Source organism: Faecalicoccus pleomorphus DSM 20574 (assembly GCF_000420345.1).
GTDB lineage: Bacteria > Bacillota_I > Bacilli_A > Erysipelotrichales > Erysipelotrichaceae > Faecalicoccus > Faecalicoccus pleomorphus.
On record NZ_ATUT01000002.1, the window covers coordinates 24,620 to 48,209 of the forward strand.

Below are 23,590 nucleotides of genomic sequence, written 5' to 3' on the forward strand. Positions count from 1 at the left end.
ATGAAAGAAATAAAGTGTCCCAACTGCCAAACCGTTTTTAAAATCGATGATGACAGCTATTATGAAATTTTAAAACAAATCAAGGATGAAGAATTAGAAAAAGAAAGAACTGTTCTGGAACAAAAATACGAAAAAGAGCTACAGCTTCAAAAAGAAAAATTTGATGCCCAGTTTAAAGCTCTTCAACAAGAAACACAGGTCAAAGAAAAAGAATGGATGATCCAGGAAGAGCGCCTGAAACATTCATTGATGCAGGAAAAAGAAAAAGAACTGCAAAGTATGCAGGAAGAAGTATCAAATCTAAAAAATCAGATTCAGTTATCTAAGGCGCAGTCAGAGCTGGAAAATGAAAAGATCGCGCATCGCTTTGAAAAAGAAAAGGAAGAGATGGAAAGAGAAAAACAGGAGTTAGTTAACAAGTATGCACTGGAACTGAAGTCCAAAGAAGAAATGATCGAATACTATAAAGATATGAAACTTCGTCTGTCGACAAAAATGTTAGGAGAGACGTTGGAACAACATTGCGAAATTCAGTTTAATCAATTACGAGCTACCGGATTTCAGAACTCTTATTTTGAAAAGGATAATGATGCATCACAGGGAAGTAAAGGGGATTATATCTTTAAAGAATTTGATGAGGATGGAAATGAAATCATCTCCATTATGTTTGAAATGAAAAATGAAGCGGATAAGACAACGACAAAAAAGACAAATGAATCTTTTTTGAAAGAATTGGATAAAGATCGAAATCAGAAGCATTGTGAGTATGCGGTACTTGTTTCTTTATTAGAACCGGAAAGTGAATTGTATAATAGTGGCATTGTCGATATGTCACATCGTTATGACAAGATGTATGTGATTCGTCCTCAGTTTTTTATTCCTATGATTACGATCTTGCGCAATGCAGCTCTAAAAAATGTACAGATTCGCAAAGAATTGGCTGCTATCAAAGAACAGAATATCGATATTACCAACTTTGAGGAAAAGATGACGGATTTTAAAGAAGGGTTTTTAAAGAATGTCGATTTAGCCAGTCGTAAGTTTCAATCGGCGGTGGATGAAATTGATAAAACGATCCTGCATCTACAAAAGGTCAGAGAAAACTTATTGGCAAGTGACAGACAGCTGCATATTGCCAATAAAAAGGTGGATAATCTAAGCATTCGTTCCTTAACGTATAAAAATCCGACAATGCAGAAAATGTTTAAAGAACAAAAAGGAAAGTAGTGTTATACTGTTTTTAAGAAGAAGGGAAAGTAAACTATGATTTGCAGACATTGTCAAAAGGAAAATCCAGAGAGCATAAAGTATTGTATTCACTGCGGAAAGCCGTTAGATGAACCGGAGCGGCAAACACCGCCTGTTTTTGATCCACATAAAGAAGAGGGGCTAAACGATGATTGGAGCAAACCAGTCGAAGAAGAAAAAACAGAAGTGATCAAACCATCGAAAAAGAATTCGCATGTCCCGGTTTTGATTGCCTTGGGTGTACTGGTTGGTTTGTTGGTGATTGGTGGTGTTGGCTATTTTATGTATTCAAATCATCAACATCAACAGGAAATCGCTCGATTGGAACAAGAAAAAGAACAAGAAAAGGAAGCACGTAGAAAGGCAGAAGAGGAAGCTGATGATCTTCAGGATAAAAATGAATATCTGGAAGACAGAAACGATCGGTTAGAAGATCGTCAAAAAGATGAAAATGAATCGGAAGATCATTATCAATATGGTTTTGAAATCGATACCTGGTACAAGGCAAACTACAATATGGCCCTGCGCAATGCCGGCGACTACAATGCGACACAAACCGGTCATCTGCGAAAAGATGAACGAATTTTTATTGAGGAAATCATTTCTGGTTCCAATGGCAGTTACTGGGGAAGATCTTCCTCCGGCGATTGGGTCTGTATGCAAGATAATGACTACGATTATCTTCGTGAGGAATAGGCTTTTATGAAACGAAAACGCAGGCTGACTAAACTTGGTGCTTTTCTGATAGGTATCATTGCGGTACTGGCTGTGGCCTTGATCGCCTCCTTAGGCTTTTTAGGTTATAAGATGTTACAGCCGACAGAGCCGAAAACCGAAATCAAAGAAGAGGTAAAGAAAGAAGAAAAGGAAGCAGAACCTGTTTTAAATGATCGGGAACAAGCCTATGCCAAGGCACATCCGGATTTGTCGATTGAAGAAGTACAAAAACAAGTTTGGATGCATTTAGATCAGGAGCCCTATACACATATGCAACCGGTCGAAGATCTGGATTCTATGCTGCAGCTGGTCAACAAATATTATGATTTGCCATCGGATTATGAACCATCCGATCTTATATCGGTTTCTTCCAGCGGTGAAAATGGAACGGTTTATATGCGTAAGGAAGCAGCCGATGCCTTTGAAAAACTGGTACAGGCTAGTTTAGAACAAGGCTTTATTTTGAATGCCTGTTCGGCTTATCGAAGCTATGGGTATCAAGAAAATTTGTATAATAACGGCGTTGCAAACTATGGGCAAGAGTATGCGGATGCCTATTGGACAAGACCGGGTTCCAGTGAACACCAGACCGGACTTTCTGTCGATATTCGAATGGATAATGATACCAGTGATCTGGATGCGGTTCGAAATCATCCTTCGTATTCGTGGTTATTAGAGCATATGCATGAATATGGTTTTATTCTTCGCTATCCGGATGATAAAGAAGATTATACGTTGATTGCACCGGAAAGCTGGCATTTACGCTATGTAGGTGTTGATGCTGCAACCAAGATCCATGAAAATCAGTGGTGTCTGGAAGAATATTTATATTATGCACAATAAGACATAAATCATGTCAAAACATCCTCTATTCTGAAAACAGAACGGAGGATGTTTTTATGAAACCGATGGACGAAATAACCTTTATTGTTTTATGCATACAGCGATTAGCTCTTTATTTGGAGATCTCGCAGGAAGAAGTCTATACACGATTTAATGCCAAAAAGATCATCGAAAATTTTATCCTGCCTTGTTTTTCCGTCTTAAAAACACAGAGCTGGTTGATCGTTCAAAATGAATTAGTAGCCTTGATGCAGAATTGAAAATCGTTTTCATTTATGAAATTTCTTTCATTTATCAGTTGACAATTGATGGAATACTGATTATATTGTATGCATAAGCAGTGATAGGAAAGAGTAGTATAAAAGATACGTTTCAAGAGACTTTCTGGCTGGTGAAAAGAAAGAGCGACTTTATATGAACACATCCTGGAGCTATGTCGGCGAAAGAACAGTAGTTGGCATCGGGTACACCCGTTATTGTGTTAGAGTATGTTAGTACTTGATGAGATCATTATCGTAAGATGATGGTGAAGTAAGGTGGAACCACGTTGATAACGTCCTTATAGAGGGCGTTTTTTTGTTTATATAAGGAGGACATGTATGCGTCAAATTCGTTTGCCTTTGGGTATGAGAGATTTGGTTTTTGAAGAAACACGAAAGAAAAGACAGATTCAAAATCGTATCGAATCGATTTTTCAATCGTATGGTTATGAAGAAGTCATCGCTCCGACGATCGAATTTTTGGAAACATACCAAAAAGCGTTTTCTTCTTTAAAGGAACAAGAGATGTATAAATTTTTTGATGCCAAAAGTAATACATTGGCACTTCGTATGGATATGACAGTTCCGATTGCTCGTATTTGTGCTTCCAAATACAAAGACAAAGAAGGGCCGTTTCGCTTTCGCTATTGTGCCAATGTCTTTAAAGTACGGGAAAGCTTTGCGGGCAAGCGAAGTGAAGTCACGGATTGTGGTGTAGAACTGATCGGACTGGATGAACAAAGTGATTTGGAGGTCTTGTGTTGTGCATTAGATACGATGCAAAGCTTTCAAGCTTCCTCTTATACATTGGAAATCGGAAACAGTTCATTCTTTAAAAAAGCATGTGCTTTACTTAAACTTCCGGAAGATCAAATTGAAACTTTGGCTAAGCTTGTCGATCAAAAAAGCATGGTGGATCTAAAAACATACCTGGCTTCCCTGCAGCTTTCAAAAGAACAGGAGGCTTTCTTCCTGGAACTTCCCTTATTGAATGGAAAAGATGGTTTAGAAAACGCCATGCAGGCAAGCTTTGATGAAGAGTTAAAAGAAATTGTTCGAAAGCTGCAAAAACTTCAAGAAAATCTGAAGTCGTTGGGGTATGAAGATACGATCACGTTTGATTTAGGAAAAGTACCGCATTTAGATTACTACACCGGTATTTTATTTGAAGGCTATGTAGAAGGAGTCGGTACCAGTGTGTTAAGCGGAGGGCGCTATGATCATCTTCTCAATACGTTTGGAAAAGATATGCCGGCTGTCGGCTTTAGTGTGAAGCTCGATTATTTGTTGGATGTGATCGATAGTGTATCAAAGAAGGTTTTGTATCTCTACTATCCGATGCCTAAACAGCTGGAAGCTTTTCAAAAGGCTAAAGAGCTGCGAAAGGAAAAAGAAGTAAAACTAATTCCCTATGAAGGATGCGAAATTAAAATACAGGAGGGTGTGCAATGAGCTTAAGCATTGCCTTGACAAAAGGCCGATTGGAAAAGAAAACCGTGGCGATGTTGGATCAGGTAGGCTATGGAACGCAGAATTTAAAGGATAAAGGACGTGCCCTTGTCTTTGAAGATACGATCAAACCGGTTCGTTATTTTCTGGTAAAGTCCAATGATGTGATCACCTATGTCAATCATGGAGTAGCAGATATTGGTGTTGTGGGAAAAGATACTTTGTTGGAAAGAGAATCCGGGAATTATGAGCTGTTAGACTTAAAAATTGGAAAATGTAAGTTTTGTGTGGCATCCTTACCGGAAAAGAAAGTATTTAATAAAGTTGGACATGTAAAGATCGGTACCAAATATCCCAATGTGGCCCGAAAGTATTTTCTTGATCAGGGAATCGATGTAGAAGTGATCAAAATCGATGGATCGGTCGAACTGGCACCGATTTTAGGACTGGCAGATGGTATTGTGGATATCGTGGAAACAGGAACGACATTAAAAGAAAACGGCCTGGTCATTCTTGATGAAGTTTGTGATATCAGTGCTCGTGTGATTGTAAATAAGGCAAGTTTTAAATTAAAAAGAGAAGAAGTCTTACAATTTGTACAAGACTTGGAAAGTGTGGTGAAATCAGATGCTGACACGAATCAATAAAAATAATACGCAGGAATTGGCAGCTTTTATTGCCGGAAGAAATCAGGAAATCTCTTCAGATGTGTTAATTCAAGTTTCAGAGATCATCGAAGATGTCAAAGAAAATAAAGATGAAGCCTGCCGGCGTTATACCAAACAGTTTGATGGAGTCGATCAAAAGACGTTTAGAGTGACTGAAAAAGAATTAGACGAAGCCATTCAACAATGTGATCCAGATTTTTGTAAAGCCATGCAAAAGGCAGCGCAGAATATTATAGATTTTCATCAGGCACAACGGCAAAAAGGCTATCGTCTTCAAAAAGAGATGGGCATCTATTTGGGGCAAAGAGTGCTTCCGTTAGAGAGTGTAGGAATCTATGTGCCCGGAGGAAGAGCACAATATCCAAGTTCGGTATTGATGAATGCGATTCCTGCCCATGTAGCCGGTGTTAAAAGAATCGTCATGGTCACACCGCCGGATAAACAAGGAAAGATTCATCCCAATATTGCCTATGCGGCAAAAATTGCCGGTGTATCCGAAATTTATAAAATTGGTGGAGCGCAGGCCATTGCGGCCTTAGCCTATGGTACGCAATCCATTCAGAGCGTCGATAAGATCACCGGGCCGGGCAATATTTATGTGGCTGCGGCCAAAAAGATGGTATATGGTAAGGTCGATATCGATATGATTGCCGGTCCCAGTGAAATCCTTGTCATTGCGGATGAAGAGGCCAATCCGGAATATGTGGCAGCCGATTTAATTTCGCAGGCAGAACACGATCCGATGGCCAGTGCCATCTTAGTGACAACTAGTCAAGCTTTATTAGAAAAGGTCAATGCGGCCTTACAAAGACAAAGTGCAGTGCTTCCTAAAAAAGATATCATCGAAGCTTCGTTACGTGATTATGGAAAAAGCGTGGTCTGCGATACGATCGAAGAATGCATTGACATTTCGAATGCCGTGGCACCGGAACACTTGGAATTGATGAACAAAGAACCGGAAGTGTATTTAGATTTGGTCAAAAATGCCGGCTCTGTCTTTATGGGCTATTATACATGTGAATCAATCGGGGATTATTTTGGTGGAACCAATCATGTCCTGCCGACATCAGGAACGGCTAGATTCTCCAGTGCATTAGGAGTCGATGCTTTTATTAAAAAGAGCAGTTATTTGCACTATACCAAAGAAGCTATCGAAGCTTATGGAAAAGAGATCATCGTTATGGCTAAAGAAGAACAACTGCAGGGACATGCCAATGCCGCAAGAATACGAATGGAGGACAAGCAATGAAACAAGTCCAGTATAAAGTGCATACACAACAAGGTGTTTTATTAAATGCCAACGAAAGTTCAAAGAATTTATCGGCTGCCATTCGCAAAGAAATTCAGGATGCGATCTTTGATATTGAATTTAACCGATATCCTGATGATGCCTGTCAAAAGCTTTGTGAAGCCTATGGAAACTGGATTCAGGTGCCGGCTGATCAAATTCTAGCCGGCAATGGCTCAGACCAGCATTTAGGATTTTTGATTGGTACCTTTTTAGGAAAAGAAAAAAAGCTTTTAACATTAGCGCCGGATTTTGGCATGTACGATTACTATGCTTCCAGTTACGAAGCCCAAATTGTACGATATGCCTTAGATCCTTTACAGGCAATGGATGTGGATGCGTTCATTCGCTTTGGAAAACAAGAAAAACCACAACTGGTTCTTTTTAGTAATCCCAACAATCCAACCGGCCAGTTTTTGAATAATGAACAGATTGAAAAAATCTGTAAAGCCTTTGACTGTCCTGTTGTGATCGATGAAGCGTATGCCGAGTTTGCCCCGGACACTTGCCTTTCTTTATTGGATATATGCCCTAACTTATATGTGACCAGAACACTCTCCAAGGCTTTTGGACTGGCCGGTGCTCGTATTGGCTTTTTGATCACATCCAAAACGAATATGGAAACCATTCGAGGGAATCATGTGCCTTATTCGGTGAATTCCTTATCGATGAAGGCAGCAGAAATCGTATTAGCGCATGCCACTGAATTTAAACCGGAGATTGAACGGATCAAAAAGGAACGAGATGTCTTTTTATCAAAATCTTATACTTCCTTTTCTTTCTCAAAGAGCGAGGCTAACTTTTTGTTGATCCAAACACCGCACATCGATAAGCTTTTAGCTTTGTTTGCACAAAAGGGATTAAGCATACGCAGTTACCAACAAAAGAACTATTGCCGTGTTACAATAGGAACAACACAAGAGAATCAATGGATCCAGGAAGTATTGGATGCCTTTGAACAGGAGGAAACACATGCGAACCAGTAAAATAGAACGAAAGACCAAAGAAACACAAATTTCTTTATCGTTAAATGTGGATGGAAACGGCCAGGCATCCATTGAAACCGGTATTGGCTTTTTTGATCATATGTTGACTTTATTGAGCTTTCACTCCGGCATGGATCTTGATGTACAGGCTCACGGTGACTTAGAAGTTTGTGATCATCATACTGTAGAAGATTGTGGAATTGCCCTGGGAAATGCGTTAAAACAAGCTTTAGGCGATAAAAAAGGAATTCAGCGTTACGGCTTTTTTCAACTGCCGATGGATGAAACCTTGTGTAGTGTGACATTGGACATCAGCGGTCGTCCCTATCTTGTCTTTCATGCTGAGTTCAAAAGAGAAAATATCGGTAATTTCAGCACCGAGATGGTGGAAGAATTCTTAAGAGCAGTAGTTGTACAGGCTGGTATCACACTGCATGTCAATATCTTATATGGTTCGAATGATCATCATCAAATCGAAGCAATCTTTAAAGCCTTGGGAAGAGCTTTAAAACAGGCAGTTACGATCACTTCCGACCAGATTCCTTCTTCTAAAGGTTGGATCGAAGTATGATTGGGATCATTGACTATGGCATGGGCAATTTGTTCAGTGTACATAATGCGGTTCAAAAACTGGGCTATGATGTCTTGATCAGCAGTGATCCGGTAAAATTAGAACAATGTCAGAAACTGATCTTACCGGGTGTAGGGGCCTTTGGTGATATGATGAAGAATATCAAGGAATCGCAATTAGATGCATTTATAGAAAATTGGGTTCGCAAAGAAAAAAAGCCGTTGTTGGGGATTTGTCTTGGCATGCAGTCATTTTTTGAGAGCAGTGAGGAAAATGGCATACATGAAGGCTTTGGCTTTTTAAAGGGGCAGATTGTCTTTATGAAAGATCAAAAAGTTCGTGTGCCACATATTGGCTGGAATGATTTGATCAAAGAAAATGAACATCCGATCTTTTCCAAACTTTCAGCCCATCCCTATGTTTATTATGTGCATTCTTATTATGCATCCAATATGGATCCTGATGATCTGATTGGCTATTGTGACTATGGAACAATGAAAATACCGGGATTGGTCATGCATGAAAATGTGATGGGATGTCAGTTTCATCCGGAAAAAAGCGGAGAAGATGGATTAAAAATACTACAATATTATTTGGAGGAATTTGTATGATACTACTACCTGCCATTGATATCATTGACCAGGCCCCGGTACGTTTGTATCAGGGCGATTATCATCAAAAAGAAGTTGTGGGTCAAAGCGTACTGGAAATTGCCAAAGAATTTGAAGCCATGAAAGCACAGTATTTGCACATGGTCGATTTAGACGGTGCAAAAAGCGGAAAGCTGGAAAATGCCAGACTGATTTGCCAAACGGCACAGGCTCTATCGATTCCGGTCGAAGTCGGTGGCGGAATTCGTTCCATGGATACGGTGGATTTTTATCTGACATCCGGTGTTTCTCGTGTGATTTTAGGAACGGCGGCCTTAGAAGATCCTGCGTTTTTAAAAGCGGCTTTGAAAAAATATGGAGAAAAGATTGCGGTCGGTATCGATTGTAAAGATGGTAAAGTCTGCGGTTCCGGATGGTTGGTGCAAAGTGATGTCGATTATCTGGATTTTGCGAAAACGATGGAAGACTATGGGGTACAAACGATTATTTTTACCGATATTTCCAAGGATGGAACCTTGGCCGGCCCCAATCTGGATATGTTAAAAAAGTTAAAGGATGCGGTATCGATACAGATCATCGCCTCTGGCGGCATACGGGATCTATCGCACATTCAGGCTTTAAAAGAACTGAATCTTTATGGAGCGATTACCGGTAAGGCCATGTATGCTCATACACTGGATTTAAAAGAAGCCTTAAAGCTTTGTAAGGAGGGGTAAGATGCTGACAAAAAGAATCATACCCTGTCTGGATGTAAAGAATGGCAAAGTGGTCAAGGGTATCAATTTTGTGGGTTTAAAAGAAGTGGGCGATCCTGTCGAACTGGCCCAAAAGTACTATGAGCAGGGAGCCGATGAACTCGTCTTTTTAGATATTACCGCAACCCATGAAGGACGAGATACCATGGTACAGGTCGTTGAACAAGTTGCTTCTTCGATTTATATGCCATTTACTGTAGGCGGTGGCTTAAAGACCATCGAAGATATTAAACGTGTATTGCGGGCCGGTGCGGATAAGGTCAGCTTAAATTCGGCAGCAGTAAAAAATCCTGATTTGATTGCGCAGGGAGCACAGATTTTTGGCAATCAGTGTATTGTGCTGGCCATCGATGCCAAAGCAAGAGATGATCAAAGCGGATGGAATGTTGTGATTCATGGCGGGCGCATCGATACCGGAATGGATTTATTAGAATGGGTACAAAAAGGTGTTTCATTAGGTGCCGGTGAAATTCTTTTGACATCGATGGATACCGATGGGGTAAAACAAGGCTATGATCTAAAGATGTTGCAGGCGGTACGAAACATCACCAATGTTCCGGTGATCGCATCCGGCGGCTGTGGCAGCTTAGAGCATTTTGCCGAAGTGTTTGAAACCGATGTGGCCGATGCCGCATTGGCTGCCAGTTTATTTCACTATGATGAACTGAGTGTGCAGGATGTAAAAGTCTATCTACAAAAGAAAGGAATTCCGGTAAGACTATGATCAAAATTGATTTTGAAAAGCAGAATGGTTTGGTTCCCTGCATCGTGCAGGAAGAAGGCACTAAAGATGTTTTGATGTTGGCGTATATGAATGAGGAAAGCCTAAAAAAGACGATGGAAACAGGATTGGCAACGTATTGGTCACGCTCCCGTAATGAACTTTGGATCAAAGGAGAAACCAGCGGACACTATCAACATGTGAAACAAATCCTGGTGGATTGTGATGAAGATACGATCCTTTTGTTTGTCGAGCAAGAAGGAGCCGCCTGTCATACCGGAAGACATTCCTGTTTTTATAGAACGATGGAAGGAGAAGAAATCGAATGAATGAATTTGAAGCATTATATGAAACGATATTGGATCGTAAAAAAAATCCGGAAGAAGGAAGTTATACCGCTTATCTTTTTGACAAAGGATTGGAAAAGATCTTAAAAAAAGTAGGGGAAGAAAATACCGAAGTAATCATTGCGGCCTTAAGTCAGACAAATACCGATCTTGTCAATGAACTGGGTGATTTGTTTTATCATATCTTCGTTCTCATGGCACAAAAAGGTGTATCTTTACAGGAAGTGGAAGAAGAACTGGCCAGACGTTCTAAGAAAAAACATAATTTAAAAGCGGAGAGAAAGCCAATCACGAATCTATAAAACCAAAAAAGACAGAATTAAAACCGAAAAATCCAGTCGGCTTGTATCTGTCAATTTCTATGGTAAGCTATAAGTGACAAAGGAAATAGCTTAGAATAAGATCTAAGTTATCATAAAAATCCATGGATGGTAAAAAGAAATCTATGGTAATTGAAAAGGGTTCAAATAAAGTCCTTCAGCAAAACAATAATGAAAAGAGGTTAGGACTTGAGAGTGAGCTCTTTTCTTTTTGGCATTTTAGTCATACTATAAAGTTGACTCGTCAAACAAGAAAGTCAATATGGAGGAATTATGATAGAAATACAACATCTGACTAAGGATTTTGGGAATCATAAAGGAATCTTTGATGTCGATTTTTCAATTCAAAGAGGAGAAACGACCGGCTTTATCGGTGCCAATGGAGCTGGAAAGACAACTACGATTCGTCATTTGATGGGCTTTCTTCATCCGGATAGGGGACAAGCATTGATTGATGGAGAAAACTGTTTTCAAAATGCCGAGCACATACAAAGTAAGATTGGCTACCTGCCGGGAGAGATTCGTTTTATGAATGCGATGAGTGGGCAAAGCTTTATTGAATTTATGGCACAGATGAAGGGTGTTACCGATTTGAAACGAGCTAACGAACTCATTCACTATTTTGAACTGGATACAAAAGTCGATATCAAGAAAATGTCCAAAGGAATGAAACAAAAGCTGGGCTTGGTGTTAGCCTTTATGCAGGATGCACCGATCTTGATTTTGGATGAACCAACAAGCGGTCTTGATCCTTTGATGCAGAAGAAGTTTGTAGAGTGGATTCAAAACGAGAAAAAAAGAGGTAAAACCATATTGATGTCATCTCACCTATTTGAAGAAATAGAACACACATGTAATCATATTGTACTCATCAAAGAAGGAAAGATTCTGGTCAATACCTCTATGGAAGAAATGCAGAAAAAAAGAAATACATATTATGAGATTTGTTTTTCATCACACAAGGATGCGTTGGCCTTTCATCAGAAATATAAAAAGAGCAACCTTCAAGACCATCAAGTTGTTCTTTTATGGAATCAGGATATCCAAACTTTGTTGAAAGAATTATCTAACTATAAATTAAACAATCTTCATGTATATGATCAAAGCTTGGAAGATTTTTTTCTTTCTTATTATCAAGGAGAAGCGATATGAGTTTAACCTTATTGAAAACAGAGTTGAAGTCCAATGTAAAAATGTTGTTAATTTTTATGGCTTTGATTACTTTATATGGAACTGTTATTACGTTAATGTTTGACCCTGATATTGGGCAGGGGATGAATGAACTTGCCAAAAGTATGCCGGAACTTTTTGCTGCCTTTGGTATGAAAGATCCTGGAAGTACCATGCTAGATTTTTTGATTAATTATCTATATGGCTTTATTTTAATTTTGATTCCCTTTGTGTTTTCGATTTTATTATCCTATACGCTGGTGGCACGTTATATGGATCAGGGATCCATGGCATATTTATTAAATACAAAGTATGGACGAAAAGCAATTCTTCAAACACAGATTGTTGTCTTTGTGCTGGAACATTTGATACTAATGACTTATACGACGGCATTGCTTCTTTTTTGCAGCACCATTTTAATGCAGGAGTCTTTAGATTTTTGGTGTTTCCTGTATCTGAACATAGGCTTATTTTGCCTGCATATCTTTTTAGGCTCTCTTTGTTTTTTTACAGTCTGTGTATTTAACGAAGTCCGTTATTCGATTGGTTGTGGTGCAGGTATTGGGTTTCTGTTTCTTTTGATTCAGATGTTGTCGGATGTAAATGAGGATTTTAACTTTTTGAATTATTTGACACCGCTCCGTCTGTTTTCACCAGAAAAGATTATTGAGTATGAAGGCACAGGATTTATCGGTGTTTTAATTTTATTTGTAGTTGGTTTTGGATTTTTAGTGTTAGGAAAAATTTGTTTTTCTAAAAGAGATCTTCCATTGTAGGTCGAAAAAGGACAAAAACGAAACCAAAAATTCCAGCCTTATTGAAATATGTATAAGGTGTGTTATGGTATAGACAACAAAGGAAATAACTTAGAATAAGATCTAAGTTATCATAAAAATCCATGGATGGTAAAAAGAAATCTATGGTAATTGAAAAGGGTTCAAATAAAGTCCTTCAGCAAAATAATAATGAAAAGAGGTTAGGACTTGAGAGTGAGCTCTTTTCTTTTTCAATGTTTAAAGGATATGTATGCGAAAATCATCAAGAAAATAGATAAAAGCGCTTTTATTAATTCTTTAAAAAGCCTATAATGATACTAGGCTAACCGTTGTCTGTATTCGTTATACCTAAAAAATAAATTATAATGCCAAAATGACTGAAAGTTAAAACAAGTCAACAAATTTCAGTGTGTGATGTGTAACGATAAGACAGCCTGGAAGGAGATAGAATATGAAGGTGAGAAAACGAAACATTTTGTCGATTTGCTTCTCGGCATTTCTGATGCTTAGTGCATCCTTCTCAACAATTCCTGTGTATGCGCAAGGTTCGGGGACCACTGACGATGATCCCTACATAGTGGACAGTTATGAAAAAGGAACGAATCCTTTTCCGAATAAGATGTCTGAGGAAGAAATCAATGCGCATGTTTCCTCTGCGTCATCGAAGAATTTTTTAAAGACGCTTTTAGTGAAGTATGAAGTCGTTCTAAAAGATGGTTCTACAATTATGGTTGATAGTCTTGAGCCAAATTTGTTGCCAAATGATTTTTTGCATCAATATGGAAATCAAATCAAAGGATTAAACTGGTACATGTTTGCCGGAGAGGCTTCCAGTGATGGTTGGGATAAAATTACAATTCCTTTTATTGCTGCCATTCGTCATACACAATCGACTCTTTCATATGAAAGTGGCGCTTACAGTGGACAAATGTATCCTGCAACAAAACTTCAGTTGAATGGGCAAAATTTAGATCCTTCTACAATTTTTTCGAGTTTAAAAATGGAGCTAAGGGACGGTACTATTTTAGTGGAAGTGCTGAGATGGACGGAAATCCCATCACTTATTTTCAAGCACGTACTAATTTGATTGGATCAAACTCCAGCCCTAATGGAGGATCGGCCGGTTGGACAATCACTCCAGTCTTTATGTATCCTACTGCGACAATTCATTATGTGGAAGAAAATGCATATCGGCAGTTAAATGGCTTAGATAAAGAGGCCGCTATACCTGAAAGAAGTGGTGGAGCCGATTATAGCTCAACTGCACCAGGAACAACGCTTGATCTTACCGATTTAAAGACTTCTATTCAGCTGGGAGATAAAATTGGAACGTCAAAAAGTGGCTTGAAACCCTTGTTCTCTACCACGGATAAGTCGCAAACCAATTTATTTATCGATTTAAATACGCACCAGGAAGTGAAAGGGGAAGCTCGCCCAACCTATGAAGATGTGATTAATCAGTCTGAACAACCTGTTGGATATGCTTATATTGGTGATGATATTGATAAAGGTGCTAATAATGTGATTTCTCCAATCGTATGGCCAGATGGACATATTACGTATGACAAACATTATTATATTTTGGAACGTCAGATGCCATCTCCCATCAAAATCCATAAAACAGATGATCAGGATCAGGGATTAAAAGATGTTACGTTTGATCTGTACCGAATCAATGGAGAAACCGAAACACCGGTAGCCAGCGGGCTGACAACGAATGAAAACGGCGATCTTTATGCTTCCCAGGCAGAAAGTGTGACACAAAGTGATCTCTCAAAGGTAACTACAAGTGAATCGTATGATCCGCAAACAGGTTATATCGTACAGGATGATTTGGCTTACCTGACTCCGGGAACATATCGCTTAAAGGAAACCACAGTTCCAGAGGGGTACAAAATGACCCATTTTGATTTTACGGTAAAGGCTGTACAAGACATGGTTGCCGATACGAGTACACCGGTTCCCGTACAAAGTTTTACATTTAAGAATAAATCCACGTATCCTGTGGAATATAGCTTTGTCAGTGCCGACAATAAAAAAGAACTTCCAGACGAAGTCAAAACGTTATTGCCTAAAGATGATGAACTCTATGTCAAAGGAGATATTGTCAATGCCCACGAACCGGAAACAAAGAGTTTCAAGGCAAAAGATGGTGTGTGGAATTTCAAAGCTTATGATGCCAACAGTAAACAAGTCAATGATGAGAATCTAAAAGATGGAAAGATCCAGTTTGTGGGAACATGGACTTTCTCGCCTTATGCTATTGCATTAAATCAGATTCCAACGATTGATGCCAAGGATCAAGTTTTAACTGTAAACGATTCTTTTGATCCAATGCAGGGAGTGAGTGCCCACGATGAAGAAGAGGGCGATCTCACCGAAAAGGTGGAAGTCATCGAAAACAATGTTCCAACGGATGAAAATAAAAAGACGACAAAAGAGGGATCCTATACAGTAACTTATAGAGTAAGCGATTCCCAGGGTGCATCCAGCATAAAAACAATTACAGTGGTCGTCAATCCTGTTATGGAAGAACTCAATCATATTCCATACATCACGGCAGAAGATCAAGTGTTGACAATAGGAGATCCACTGAATTTATTCTACCATGTCAGTGCCATGGATGATGAAGATGGAGATCTTACCGGCTCAGTTAAGTTGGTCAAGAGTACGGTACCAGTGGATGAAAACGGAAATACGATAAAAGTTGGGGCATATACCGTGATTTATAGTGTAAGTGATTCTCAAGGCGCATCCAGTACAAAGACAGTTAGCGTGGTGGTGAATCCCAAGATGGAATCCATCAATCAAATTCCAATCATCCATGCCAAAGATAAGATAGTAAGCGTAGGCGATGTCTTTGATGTGATGCAGGATGTTACGGCAGAAGATGTAGAAGATGGAGATGTGACAGGAAATCTTCGTGTTCTGGAAAATAACGTGCCGATGGATGACAATGGTAAGATGACAAAAGCCGGGTTGTTTACGATCACGTATCAAGTTACGGATTCAAAAGGGGCTTCCAGTACAAAAACCATTACGGTGACCGTAAATGAAAATACAAACAATCAGCCTTCAAATCCAGAGGATGGTAAAAATCCGTCAAACGATAAGGGAAATTCATCCACACAAAGAACTGAGAGAAACTCTGCAAAAGAGACAAAAAGTTCCAAGGGAACAAAGACTTCTACAGGAACCTATGCAGCAGTATTTAGCGGTTTGGCCAGTGTATCTTTAGCCATGTTATGTGGATTTGTCATCGTTCGAAAAAGACAAAGATAGTGAATAGAAAGAGTCAGTAATCCACTGACTTTTTCTTTTTGTGACTTATTGAGAAATATAGTCAAAAAGCTTATAATAAATATATACATAGTAATCGTGTAGGAAATTTAGTGATATCATATTTTTTTAATCATTGATGTAAGCGCTTACTTTAAACGCTGCATATAAAGAAAGGCAGGACTGTTCTATGAATGTACATTCATTGGAAAAGCGACTGAACAGGATGCTGTATAAATTGTATCCTGGTCAGTTTTCAGTTCAGGTTACGGATGATTCTATCGTCGTAAAAGGGTTTAGTGAAGATTGGAATCAAATCGTGGATGTTTGTCAGAGGTGTGTCGTTAAAAATTCATCGTATCATGTGGTCAATGATATAAAATTTTTAAATCATGAACCGAAGCAAATGCTTGTTCCGCACAAGACGAGTCAACAATATGATCAGAAACATTATGATGTTGTGATTATCGGTGCGGGTATTTCAGGTGCCAGTATCGCAAGAGAGTTGTCTCGCTTTGATTTGTCTATTTTATTGTTGGACAAAGAGACCGATGTTGCGATGCATGCTTCCAGTAAGAATGATGGTGAAGTTCATCCTGGTGTTGACTTGCCAAAAGGAAGTTTGAAACAGAAATACGTGGTAAGAGGCAACCGCATGTATGACAGGATCTGTAAAGAATTGGATGTTCCCTTCTATCGCAGAGGACAATATGTTGGTTTTACACAGGGCTGGTTAAGACCGGTCGTAGAGGCTTTTGCGCTTCAAAGGAGAGTGGAATGTGGTGTGGATGATACTAGAGTCATCAGTGCCAAAGAGGCATTTAAACGAGAGCCAAATCTTTCCAAAGACATTCAGTTTGTTCTCTACAATACGAGTGCCGGGTGTGTCTCTCCATATGGATTAACGATCGCATATGCGGAAAATGCCGTGATGAATGGTGCTGAAATCGCATTGAATACGGCTGTCCTGGATATGAAGGTTCAGAAGGGAAAAATCGTATCCATTCAAACGAATCAAGGGATAATCTATCCAAAGATCGTTATAAATTGTGCCGGAGTTTTTGCCGAGGATATTGCGCGTATGGCAAAGGATCGTTTCTATTCGATTCATCCACGGCGAGGAACGGATTTGATTCTGGATAAAAAGGCAAACTTTCTGACAAAATCGATCGTATCTACGAAAACGCTGGGACAACAAGCCAATCAACATACGAAAGGTGGTGGCATTATGCGAACGGTCGAAGACACGATCTTAGTGGGACCGAACGCACAGGAAACATACGAAAAAGAAGATTTTTCAACCTATCCCGAAGATATTGATACCATTATTGCACGCCAGTCTAGAACGTGTCCGAAACTGGCAAAAAAAGATGTGATTGCGTATTACACCGGCATTCGCGCGGCTACATTTGAAGAAGATTACATTTTGGAATGGGGACATCATACAAAGAATCTTTATCATGTGGCAGGTATTCAATCACCGGGTCTTACTACGGCACCGGCAGTTGCCGTGGATGTTAGTCATGCCGTGGTAGAGCGATTACGTATCTATCAGGAAGTAAAAGAGAATAAAGCGTTTGATCCGATTCGGAAAGGAATCCCTATGCTTAGAACCATGTCGTTGCAGGAACGCAATGATCTGGTCAGGAAAAATCCGGATTATGGTATTATGGTCTGTCGCTGTGAAGAAATCAGTAAAGGGGAAATTTTGGATGCTTTACGATCGCCTTTAAAGGTTCACACTCTGGATGCCGTAAAAAGAAGGTGCAGACCGGGTATGGGGCGTTGTCAGGGTGGCTTTTGTGCTCCCCTTGTCGCAAAAATGATCAGTGATGAATATCAGATTCCTTTGGAAGAAGTGATAAAATCGACTGATGGCTCGAATCTGGTTTATAAGAGTAAAAAAGGAGGCGCATCCTATTGAAACACGTACATACTATTGTGATTGGTGGAGGCCCGGCAGGGCTTGCTGCTGCGATCAGTGCTCATAAACAAGGTGTCAGTGTCCTTTTGATTGAAAGAGAATCTAAGTTGGGAGGTATCTTAAAACAATGTATTCATGATGGGTTTGGTCTGGATCGTTTTAAGGAACGTTTAACAGGTCCGGAATATGCGAAGCGATTCATCGATGAATTGGATGCCTTATCCATTGATGTTCTTTTATCGACAACCGTGCTTCATATTGCCAAAGAAAAGGAAGGCTATTGTCTGGATGTGGTCAATGCCGATGGTGTTGCGCGCTATAGCTGCAAAAGTCTTGTACTTTCTACCGGCTGCCGTGAAAGAACAAGTCGTCAGGTCTTCATTCACGGACAGCGGCCATCGGGGGTTTATACAGCCGGCAGCGCACAATATTTTATGAATATTCTAGGTATGTTGCCAACTAGGCGATGTGTAATTTTAGGAAGTGGTGATATCGGACTGATCATGGCCAGGCGGTTGAGTCTGGAAGGTGCCCAGGTATTGGGAGTCTATGAAGCAAAGCCGACTCCCAGCGGTTTGACAAGAAACTTGCTGCAATGTCTGGAAGATTACAATATTCCATTGCATCTTTCTCATACTGTGATAAAAGTGTACGGAGATTCCAGATTGGAAGGTGTTGAAATTTCAAAGGTGGATGAAAACATGCATCCGATTCCGGGAACGTCTTTTCGTGTCGATTGTGATGCCTTGATTCTTTCTGTTGGATTGATTCCGGAAAATGAATTGGCAGAATCGTTATCGATTTCTTTGGATCCAAAAACCAAAGGCCCTTTTGTAAATCAATACTTCATGACAGAAAAAGAAGGTTGTTTTATTTGTGGGAATGCACTGCATGTCAATGATCTGGTGGATCATGTCTCGTATTGTGCCACAAAAGCCGGTGCTTATGCAGCACAGTATGAAAATAAAAAACATTATGATCAGCCGGTTCAGGTAGAGGGGAATTTTGGATACTTCATTCCGCAAAGGATTCGTTATCCTTTAGGAGAGGATCCGATTGCTTGTTATTTTAGAGTGAATCGGGAAATGAAAAAGGCAAAGTTTTCTTTGATTGTGAATGATCAAATAATCTATACCAAGGTATTCCATCATGTAAAACCACCGGAAATGGAATTTTTAGAGTTGAAACAAGATCTTTTTAAAGGAGCTAAAACGATTTCTGTAAAAATGGAGGAGTTACTATGAAAGAGATGATCTGCATTGTATGTCCCAATGGATGTCACTTAAAAATCGATGCATCCAAAGAAGAAATTAAAGTGACGGGTAATTTGTGCCCCAGGGGAGAAGCGTTTGCCAGGGCGGAGATGACTTGTCCTATGCGAACCATTTCATCCACTGTAAAAACCACATCTTCCGTACAGCCGGTTGTCAGTGTTAAAGTCAGTCAGGAGATTCCTAAATCCAAAATTTTCGATGTGATGGACCAGATTCAGAGTGTTGTGCTGGATCATGACCTGGATGTCGGACAACCGATCATTCAAAATGTCTGTGATCTGGGTGTGGATGTTATTTTGACTACATCATTCAGGAATGGATAAGACTATGGCAGATCCTACGATATTGACCTTTGATTTAGGTACGCAAAGCATGCGAGCCATGGTTGTCAATCGGCAGGGGGAAATCTTATATTATGCGCAATATAAATATCCGAAGCCTTATGTCAGCATCCAGCCGGGATACGCTGATGTCGATCCGATGATGTATTACAGGACCATGCGGATTTTAATGGATCAGCTCTATAAACAAGATACACACTGTCTTCAGGATTGTACAGGAGTGACTTTAGCCTGTATCCGGGATACGATCATTCTTTTAGATGAAAATAAAAAGCCGATTCGTGATGCCATCTTATGGTTGGATCATCGGCTGGCCGAGGATACTTCACGTATTCCGGGATGGGTATTAAAGGCAAGCTCTGTGGTTCACATGCGCAAGATTTTGGAACAGCAATACTGTGCCTCTCATATTAACTGGCTCATCGAAAACGAAAAGGACAGCTATGCACGATGTACCAAAGTTGTCTTCCTGCCAAGCTTTCTACATTATCTACTGACCGGTAATTTGGTTGATACGCCCAGTAATATGATTGGACATCTTCCATTTGATTATAAACGACAGACGTGGCAGAAGGATAGAGATATCAAGCGTTATATGTGCGATATCCCAAGAGAAAAGCTGGTCGATCTGGTCACAGAAAGTGTTTTGGGTACGATTACCGAGCAGGCAAGCTTAGAAACAGGAATCCCCGAGGGATTGCCACTGGTGGCAACCGGAAGTGATAAGGGATGTGAAACGTTAGGTGTTTCGGCTATTCATCCTTATCAGGCTTCTCTTTCGTTTGGAACAACGGCTACCATTCAATTCACTCTCAATAAATATGTTACACCGGAAAAGTTTTTGCCTTCCTATCCATCTGTACTGGATGGTTACTACAATCCGGAAATTGAAATCTTTAGAGGGTATTGGCTGATCTCGTGGTTTAAAAAAGAGTTTGCAGCCAAGGAGGTGCAGCTGGCCCAGGAAATGGGAATTGCACCGGAAGACTTATTAAATGAACAATTAAAAAATATACCCTGTGGCAGTGAAGGATTGATCCTCCAACCTTTTTGGACACCTGGTGTAATCAAGCCCGATGCCAAGGGAAGTATGATTGGTTTTCATGATGCACATACAAGAATTCACTTGTATCGTGCCATTATTGAAGGAATTGGCTATGCGCTTTATGATGGTATGATCCATATGCAGGAGCGAACCGGAGTACCGATTGAAGAAGTCTTTGTATCCGGCGGTGGATCACAATCGGATGAAATCTGTCAAATCACAGCGGATATTTTCGGTGTGAAGGTCATTCGCATTCAGACACATGAAGCGACCGGAATAGGGGCCAGTATTGCCGGCTTTACCAAGCTAGGGTTTTTTCAAAGCTACCAGGAAGCAATTTCTTCTATGGTTCATATCAAGGACAGCTTTACTCCCGACATGGAAAATCATCGTATTTATCACGATTTGTATACCCAAATTTATCGAAAGATTTATCCATCCTTGGTGCCGTTATATCGTAAATTATCAAATTTGGTAAAAAGAAGGGAAAGATAGACATGAAACCATATAAAGATTTTGAACCGAACTGGGTAAAAGAGGCAGCGCCGAAGCGCTCTTATCGATCCATTTTTCGCTGGGGTGATCCAGAATTTGTGAAATATCCAAAAGAATCGTTGTATAAGACGATGAAAGATATTTTTAAGATGACCGATGCGGATTTCCGCCAATATGCCCTGAATCTGGGAGAAGACGAAGTCAAAGATTTGCCAAAGAGTCAGTTGGATCCTGCATTGATCGAGGAACTGATTGAAATTTGCGGCAAAGACCATGTGAGCATTGATGATTACGATCGTTTAAGCGTGGCCTATGGAAAAACGGCATACGATACGTTAAGACTTCGTGAAAAACAGGTAGATAGTTTGCCGGATGTCGTTGTATATCCATACACTTCCAGAGAAGTAGAAGCTGTTGTGGATTTTTCCGTACGACATAAGATTCCACTTTATGTCTATGGCGGAGGAAGTAGTGTAACTATGGGTGTAGAACCGACCAAAGGTGGGATTTCTTTGGATATGCGAAGAAACTTTCAACATGTCATTGAATTTAATGAAGTGGACCAGACCATCACGGTGCAATCTGGTATGAGTGGACCTAGGCTGGAAAGCTTGTTGAATGATGCCGTAAAACAATTTGGGGCCAAGCGTGCCTATACGTGCGGCCATTTCCCACAGTCGTTTGAATACAGCAGTGTCGGCGGATGGGTCGTGACCCGTGGTGCCGGACAAAACAGTACGTATTATGGCTGTATTACCGATCTCGTAATGGGACAAAAATATGCTACCCCGATCGGTGTGATTCATACTTCCACCTATCCACAGGAAGCTACGGGTCCAAATCTGAATCAGATCATGATGGGTAGCGAAGGCGCCTTTGGTGTATTGACCGAAGTGACTTTAAAAATATTCCGCTATATGCCGGAAAACAGAAAGCGATTCTCCTATATGTTCAAAGATTGGAATACAGCCATGAATGCGGCCCGAGAGATGATGCAGTGTGAAGCCGGGAAGTCGAGCGTATTCCGCTTATCAGATGCGGAAGAGACATCTTTGATGTTGAAGCTTTATAATGTCGATGATACACCTCTGCAAAACTTACTGGAGATGAAAGGCTTCAAAGAGAATGAACGATGTCTGTTTTTAGGCTTTACAGATGGTGAAAAAGGATACAGTGCCAATGTTGCACATAAGATTAAAGAGATTTCCAGGAAATTTGGCGGTCTAAGTCTAACCGGATATGTCACAAAGAACTGGGAGAAGGGACGATTTAATGATCCGTATTTGCGTGATACGATGATGGACTTTGGCATCATTACCGATACTTTGGAATGTACGGTGAAATGGAGCAATATGGCACAGGTTCATCGCGATGTCCGTGAAGTCTGTCATAAATTACCGAATACGGTAGTCACGACCCATATGTCACATTGTTATCCACAGGGAGCAAATTTGTATTTCATCTTTATTACGCGCATGAGCGATAAGGAAGAGTTTAGACGATATCATTCCAGTATCTTAGATGCAATCTTAAATGCCGGAGCGACCATGAGTCATCACCATGGAATCGGAAAGATGTTCGGTCCATGGCTTCAAAGTCAGATTGGGGATAAGGAATACGGTATTATCAAGGCTTTAAAACAATATTTTGATCCAAATAACCTGATGAATCCAGGAGGTACATTAGGATTGGATATCGAAGAATCCAAACGACATTTTAAAGAAAGATAAGACAAAAGAGTGTTTGAGTTGCATAGATCTAACTCTTAAGTTAGAATAAGCTTACTTAGGAGGTAAAAACTATGTCATTAATAGGAAAAAATGTTTCAGAGTTTCGTGTAGAGGCGTATCAGAACGAGCGCTTTATCACGGTTACGGATAAAGATCTTTTAGGCCATTGGTCTGTTCTTGTCTTCTATCCTGCTGATTTTACATTTGTGTGTCCAACGGAGTTGGAAGATCTGCAGAATACGTATGAAGAATTCAAAAAAGAAGGATGTGAAGTGTATTCGGTTTCTTGTGATACACACTTTGTTCATAAGGCATGGCATGATGCCAGTGACCGAATTTCTAAAGTCGAATATCCGATGTTAGGAGATCCAACAGGAAAACTGGCCAGAGATTTTGGTGTCATGATTGAAGAAGAAGGATTAGCTTTGCGCGGAAGTTTTGTGATCAATCCGGAAGGTGTGATCAAGGCGTATGAGATCCATGATAATGGAATCGGACGAAGCGCTAAAGAACTGCTTCGTAAAGTACAGGCTGCCAAATTTGCGGCTGAACATGGAGAAGTGTGTCCGGCCAATTGGAAACCGGGAGCCGATACATTAAAGCCGGGTATCGATCTGGTTGGAAAACTCTAAAAGACAAAACAGTTTTGAAACGTATAAAGCAGATGTGATGGTCAAAGAGGTCAGCATCTGCTTTTTTTTGTACAAAAGACAGATGTGAAAGCGAATTTCTGTTCATCTTTCGGGTTGTATGGTAGTATGAGAATAAATAC

The 23,590-nt window shown here is 40.1% G+C and carries 25 protein-coding genes and 1 other annotated feature; all 25 genes read left to right on the top strand.

Annotated features, from left to right (window positions below; translation table 11 throughout):
* Positions 1-1,227: a DUF2130 domain-containing protein gene (locus G413_RS0101715; RefSeq protein WP_022789222.1), complete on the top strand. Its 1,227-nt coding sequence runs from the start codon at positions 1-3 to the stop codon at positions 1,225-1,227.
* Between the two features lie 36 nt (positions 1,228-1,263).
* The gene (locus tag G413_RS0101720) at positions 1,264-1,944 is read left to right on the top strand and encodes a zinc-ribbon domain-containing protein (RefSeq protein ID WP_022789223.1); all 681 of its coding nucleotides are present in this window, start codon (positions 1,264-1,266) and stop codon (positions 1,942-1,944) included.
* 6 nt (positions 1,945-1,950) lie between these two features.
* The gene (locus tag G413_RS10660; RefSeq protein ID WP_051130141.1) at positions 1,951-2,808 is read left to right on the top strand and encodes a M15 family metallopeptidase; all 858 of its coding nucleotides are present in this window, start codon (positions 1,951-1,953) and stop codon (positions 2,806-2,808) included.
* Between the two features lie 56 nt (positions 2,809-2,864).
* Positions 2,865-3,068, top strand: a complete 204-nt coding sequence (locus G413_RS0101730) for a DUF3791 domain-containing protein (RefSeq protein ID WP_022789224.1) — start codon at positions 2,865-2,867, stop codon at positions 3,066-3,068.
* A 71-nt stretch (positions 3,069-3,139) separates the two neighbouring features.
* Positions 3,140-3,372, top strand: a binding site (T-box leader).
* A gap of 35 nt (positions 3,373-3,407) precedes the next feature.
* Complete coding sequence (gene hisZ / locus G413_RS0101735) at positions 3,408-4,520, top strand: ATP phosphoribosyltransferase regulatory subunit (RefSeq protein ID WP_022789225.1); 1,113 nt, start codon at positions 3,408-3,410, stop codon at positions 4,518-4,520.
* Positions 4,517-5,164: an ATP phosphoribosyltransferase gene (gene hisG / locus G413_RS0101740; protein WP_022789226.1), complete on the top strand. Its 648-nt coding sequence runs from the start codon at positions 4,517-4,519 to the stop codon at positions 5,162-5,164. The genes hisZ and hisG overlap by 4 nt, the downstream gene beginning before the upstream one ends.
* Positions 5,145-6,434, top strand: coding sequence for a histidinol dehydrogenase (hisD, locus tag G413_RS0101745; protein WP_022789227.1), 1,290 nt, complete (start codon positions 5,145-5,147; stop codon positions 6,432-6,434). The genes hisG and hisD overlap by 20 nt, the downstream gene beginning before the upstream one ends.
* A complete protein-coding gene (locus tag G413_RS0101750; RefSeq protein ID WP_022789228.1) occupies positions 6,431-7,459 on the top strand; it encodes a pyridoxal phosphate-dependent aminotransferase in 1,029 nt (342 codons plus the stop codon). The genes hisD and G413_RS0101750 overlap by 4 nt, the downstream gene beginning before the upstream one ends.
* Positions 7,446-8,030 carry an imidazoleglycerol-phosphate dehydratase HisB gene (gene hisB / locus G413_RS0101755; RefSeq protein WP_022789229.1) on the top strand — a complete coding sequence of 195 codons (585 nt, stop codon included), beginning with the start codon at positions 7,446-7,448 and terminating at the stop codon, positions 8,028-8,030. The genes G413_RS0101750 and hisB overlap by 14 nt, the downstream gene beginning before the upstream one ends.
* Positions 8,027-8,641 (top strand): imidazole glycerol phosphate synthase subunit HisH, encoded by a 615-nt coding sequence (gene hisH / locus G413_RS0101760; protein ID WP_022789230.1) that lies wholly within the window; start codon positions 8,027-8,029, stop codon positions 8,639-8,641. The genes hisB and hisH overlap by 4 nt, the downstream gene beginning before the upstream one ends.
* Positions 8,638-9,357 carry a 1-(5-phosphoribosyl)-5-[(5-phosphoribosylamino)methylideneamino]imidazole-4-carboxamide isomerase gene (gene hisA, locus G413_RS0101765; protein ID WP_022789231.1) on the top strand — a complete coding sequence of 240 codons (720 nt, stop codon included), beginning with the start codon at positions 8,638-8,640 and terminating at the stop codon, positions 9,355-9,357. Before hisH ends, hisA begins: the two co-directional genes overlap by 4 nt.
* Position 9,358: 1 nt before the next feature.
* The gene (gene hisF / locus G413_RS0101770) at positions 9,359-10,120 is read left to right on the top strand and encodes an imidazole glycerol phosphate synthase subunit HisF (RefSeq protein WP_022789232.1); all 762 of its coding nucleotides are present in this window, start codon (positions 9,359-9,361) and stop codon (positions 10,118-10,120) included.
* Positions 10,117-10,446, top strand: a complete 330-nt coding sequence (hisI, locus tag G413_RS0101775) for a phosphoribosyl-AMP cyclohydrolase (RefSeq protein ID WP_022789233.1) — start codon at positions 10,117-10,119, stop codon at positions 10,444-10,446. Before hisF ends, hisI begins: the two co-directional genes overlap by 4 nt.
* Positions 10,443-10,766 carry a phosphoribosyl-ATP diphosphatase gene (gene hisE, locus G413_RS0101780; RefSeq protein WP_022789234.1) on the top strand — a complete coding sequence of 108 codons (324 nt, stop codon included), beginning with the start codon at positions 10,443-10,445 and terminating at the stop codon, positions 10,764-10,766. The genes hisI and hisE overlap by 4 nt, the downstream gene beginning before the upstream one ends.
* Before the next feature lie 291 nt (positions 10,767-11,057).
* Entirely contained in the window at positions 11,058-11,936 is an 879-nt protein-coding gene (locus tag G413_RS0101785; protein WP_022789235.1) for an ABC transporter ATP-binding protein, read from the top strand.
* Positions 11,933-12,730: an ABC-2 transporter permease gene (locus tag G413_RS0101790; protein WP_022789236.1), complete on the top strand. Its 798-nt coding sequence runs from the start codon at positions 11,933-11,935 to the stop codon at positions 12,728-12,730. The genes G413_RS0101785 and G413_RS0101790 overlap by 4 nt, the downstream gene beginning before the upstream one ends.
* 122 nt (positions 12,731-12,852) lie before the next feature.
* Positions 12,853-13,008 (top strand): hypothetical protein, encoded by a 156-nt coding sequence (locus G413_RS12025; RefSeq protein ID WP_022789237.1) that lies wholly within the window; start codon positions 12,853-12,855, stop codon positions 13,006-13,008.
* Positions 13,009-13,181: 173 nt separating this feature from the next.
* The gene (locus tag G413_RS0101800) at positions 13,182-13,817 is read left to right on the top strand and encodes a hypothetical protein (protein WP_022789238.1); all 636 of its coding nucleotides are present in this window, start codon (positions 13,182-13,184) and stop codon (positions 13,815-13,817) included.
* On the top strand, positions 13,772-16,012 hold the full coding sequence (locus tag G413_RS0101805; RefSeq protein ID WP_022789239.1) for an immunoglobulin-like domain-containing protein: 2,241 nt from the start codon (positions 13,772-13,774) through the stop codon (positions 16,010-16,012). The genes G413_RS0101800 and G413_RS0101805 overlap by 46 nt, the downstream gene beginning before the upstream one ends.
* A gap of 187 nt (positions 16,013-16,199) precedes the next feature.
* The gene (locus tag G413_RS0101810) at positions 16,200-17,933 is read left to right on the top strand and encodes an NAD(P)/FAD-dependent oxidoreductase (RefSeq protein WP_022789240.1); all 1,734 of its coding nucleotides are present in this window, start codon (positions 16,200-16,202) and stop codon (positions 17,931-17,933) included.
* Positions 17,930-19,177, top strand: a complete 1,248-nt coding sequence (locus G413_RS0101815; protein ID WP_027968984.1) for an NAD(P)/FAD-dependent oxidoreductase — start codon at positions 17,930-17,932, stop codon at positions 19,175-19,177. Before G413_RS0101810 ends, G413_RS0101815 begins: the two co-directional genes overlap by 4 nt.
* The gene (locus G413_RS0101820; RefSeq protein ID WP_027968985.1) at positions 19,174-19,530 is read left to right on the top strand and encodes a DUF1667 domain-containing protein; all 357 of its coding nucleotides are present in this window, start codon (positions 19,174-19,176) and stop codon (positions 19,528-19,530) included. Before G413_RS0101815 ends, G413_RS0101820 begins: the two co-directional genes overlap by 4 nt.
* A 4-nt stretch (positions 19,531-19,534) precedes the next feature.
* Complete coding sequence (locus G413_RS0101825) at positions 19,535-21,088, top strand: FGGY-family carbohydrate kinase (RefSeq protein ID WP_027968986.1); 1,554 nt, start codon at positions 19,535-19,537, stop codon at positions 21,086-21,088.
* Between the two features lie 2 nt (positions 21,089-21,090).
* A complete protein-coding gene (locus G413_RS0101830) occupies positions 21,091-22,818 on the top strand; it encodes an FAD-binding oxidoreductase (protein WP_022789242.1) in 1,728 nt (575 codons plus the stop codon).
* 71 nt (positions 22,819-22,889) lie between these two features.
* On the top strand, positions 22,890-23,450 hold the full coding sequence (gene ahpC / locus G413_RS0101835) for an alkyl hydroperoxide reductase subunit C (protein ID WP_022789243.1): 561 nt from the start codon (positions 22,890-22,892) through the stop codon (positions 23,448-23,450).
* The last annotated feature ends 140 nt before the right edge of the window (positions 23,451-23,590 follow it).

Bases quoted from the DNA above. Each gene is read 5' to 3' on its own strand.
- G413_RS0101715 (WP_022789222.1), top strand. From the start codon at position 1: ATGAAAGAAATAAAGTGTCCCAACTGCCAAACCGTTTTTAAAATCGAT.
- G413_RS0101720 (WP_022789223.1), top strand. From the start codon at position 1,264: ATGATTTGCAGACATTGTCAAAAGGAAAATCCAGAGAGCATAAAGTAT.
- G413_RS10660 (WP_051130141.1), top strand. From the start codon at position 1,951: ATGAAACGAAAACGCAGGCTGACTAAACTTGGTGCTTTTCTGATAGGT.
- G413_RS0101730 (WP_022789224.1), top strand. From the start codon at position 2,865: ATGAAACCGATGGACGAAATAACCTTTATTGTTTTATGCATACAGCGA.
- hisZ (WP_022789225.1), top strand. From the start codon at position 3,408: ATGCGTCAAATTCGTTTGCCTTTGGGTATGAGAGATTTGGTTTTTGAA.
- hisG (WP_022789226.1), top strand. From the start codon at position 4,517: ATGAGCTTAAGCATTGCCTTGACAAAAGGCCGATTGGAAAAGAAAACC.
- hisD (WP_022789227.1), top strand. From the start codon at position 5,145: ATGCTGACACGAATCAATAAAAATAATACGCAGGAATTGGCAGCTTTT.
- G413_RS0101750 (WP_022789228.1), top strand. From the start codon at position 6,431: ATGAAACAAGTCCAGTATAAAGTGCATACACAACAAGGTGTTTTATTA.
- hisB (WP_022789229.1), top strand. From the start codon at position 7,446: ATGCGAACCAGTAAAATAGAACGAAAGACCAAAGAAACACAAATTTCT.
- hisH (WP_022789230.1), top strand. From the start codon at position 8,027: ATGATTGGGATCATTGACTATGGCATGGGCAATTTGTTCAGTGTACAT.
- hisA (WP_022789231.1), top strand. From the start codon at position 8,638: ATGATACTACTACCTGCCATTGATATCATTGACCAGGCCCCGGTACGT.
- hisF (WP_022789232.1), top strand. From the start codon at position 9,359: ATGCTGACAAAAAGAATCATACCCTGTCTGGATGTAAAGAATGGCAAA.
- hisI (WP_022789233.1), top strand. From the start codon at position 10,117: ATGATCAAAATTGATTTTGAAAAGCAGAATGGTTTGGTTCCCTGCATC.
- hisE (WP_022789234.1), top strand. From the start codon at position 10,443: ATGAATGAATTTGAAGCATTATATGAAACGATATTGGATCGTAAAAAA.
- G413_RS0101785 (WP_022789235.1), top strand. From the start codon at position 11,058: ATGATAGAAATACAACATCTGACTAAGGATTTTGGGAATCATAAAGGA.
- G413_RS0101790 (WP_022789236.1), top strand. From the start codon at position 11,933: ATGAGTTTAACCTTATTGAAAACAGAGTTGAAGTCCAATGTAAAAATG.
- G413_RS12025 (WP_022789237.1), top strand. From the start codon at position 12,853: ATGGATGGTAAAAAGAAATCTATGGTAATTGAAAAGGGTTCAAATAAA.
- G413_RS0101800 (WP_022789238.1), top strand. From the start codon at position 13,182: ATGAAGGTGAGAAAACGAAACATTTTGTCGATTTGCTTCTCGGCATTT.
- G413_RS0101805 (WP_022789239.1), top strand. From the start codon at position 13,772: ATGGACGGAAATCCCATCACTTATTTTCAAGCACGTACTAATTTGATT.
- G413_RS0101810 (WP_022789240.1), top strand. From the start codon at position 16,200: ATGAATGTACATTCATTGGAAAAGCGACTGAACAGGATGCTGTATAAA.
- G413_RS0101820 (WP_027968985.1), top strand. From the start codon at position 19,174: ATGAAAGAGATGATCTGCATTGTATGTCCCAATGGATGTCACTTAAAA.
- G413_RS0101825 (WP_027968986.1), top strand. From the start codon at position 19,535: ATGGCAGATCCTACGATATTGACCTTTGATTTAGGTACGCAAAGCATG.
- G413_RS0101830 (WP_022789242.1), top strand. From the start codon at position 21,091: ATGAAACCATATAAAGATTTTGAACCGAACTGGGTAAAAGAGGCAGCG.
- ahpC (WP_022789243.1), top strand. From the start codon at position 22,890: ATGTCATTAATAGGAAAAAATGTTTCAGAGTTTCGTGTAGAGGCGTAT.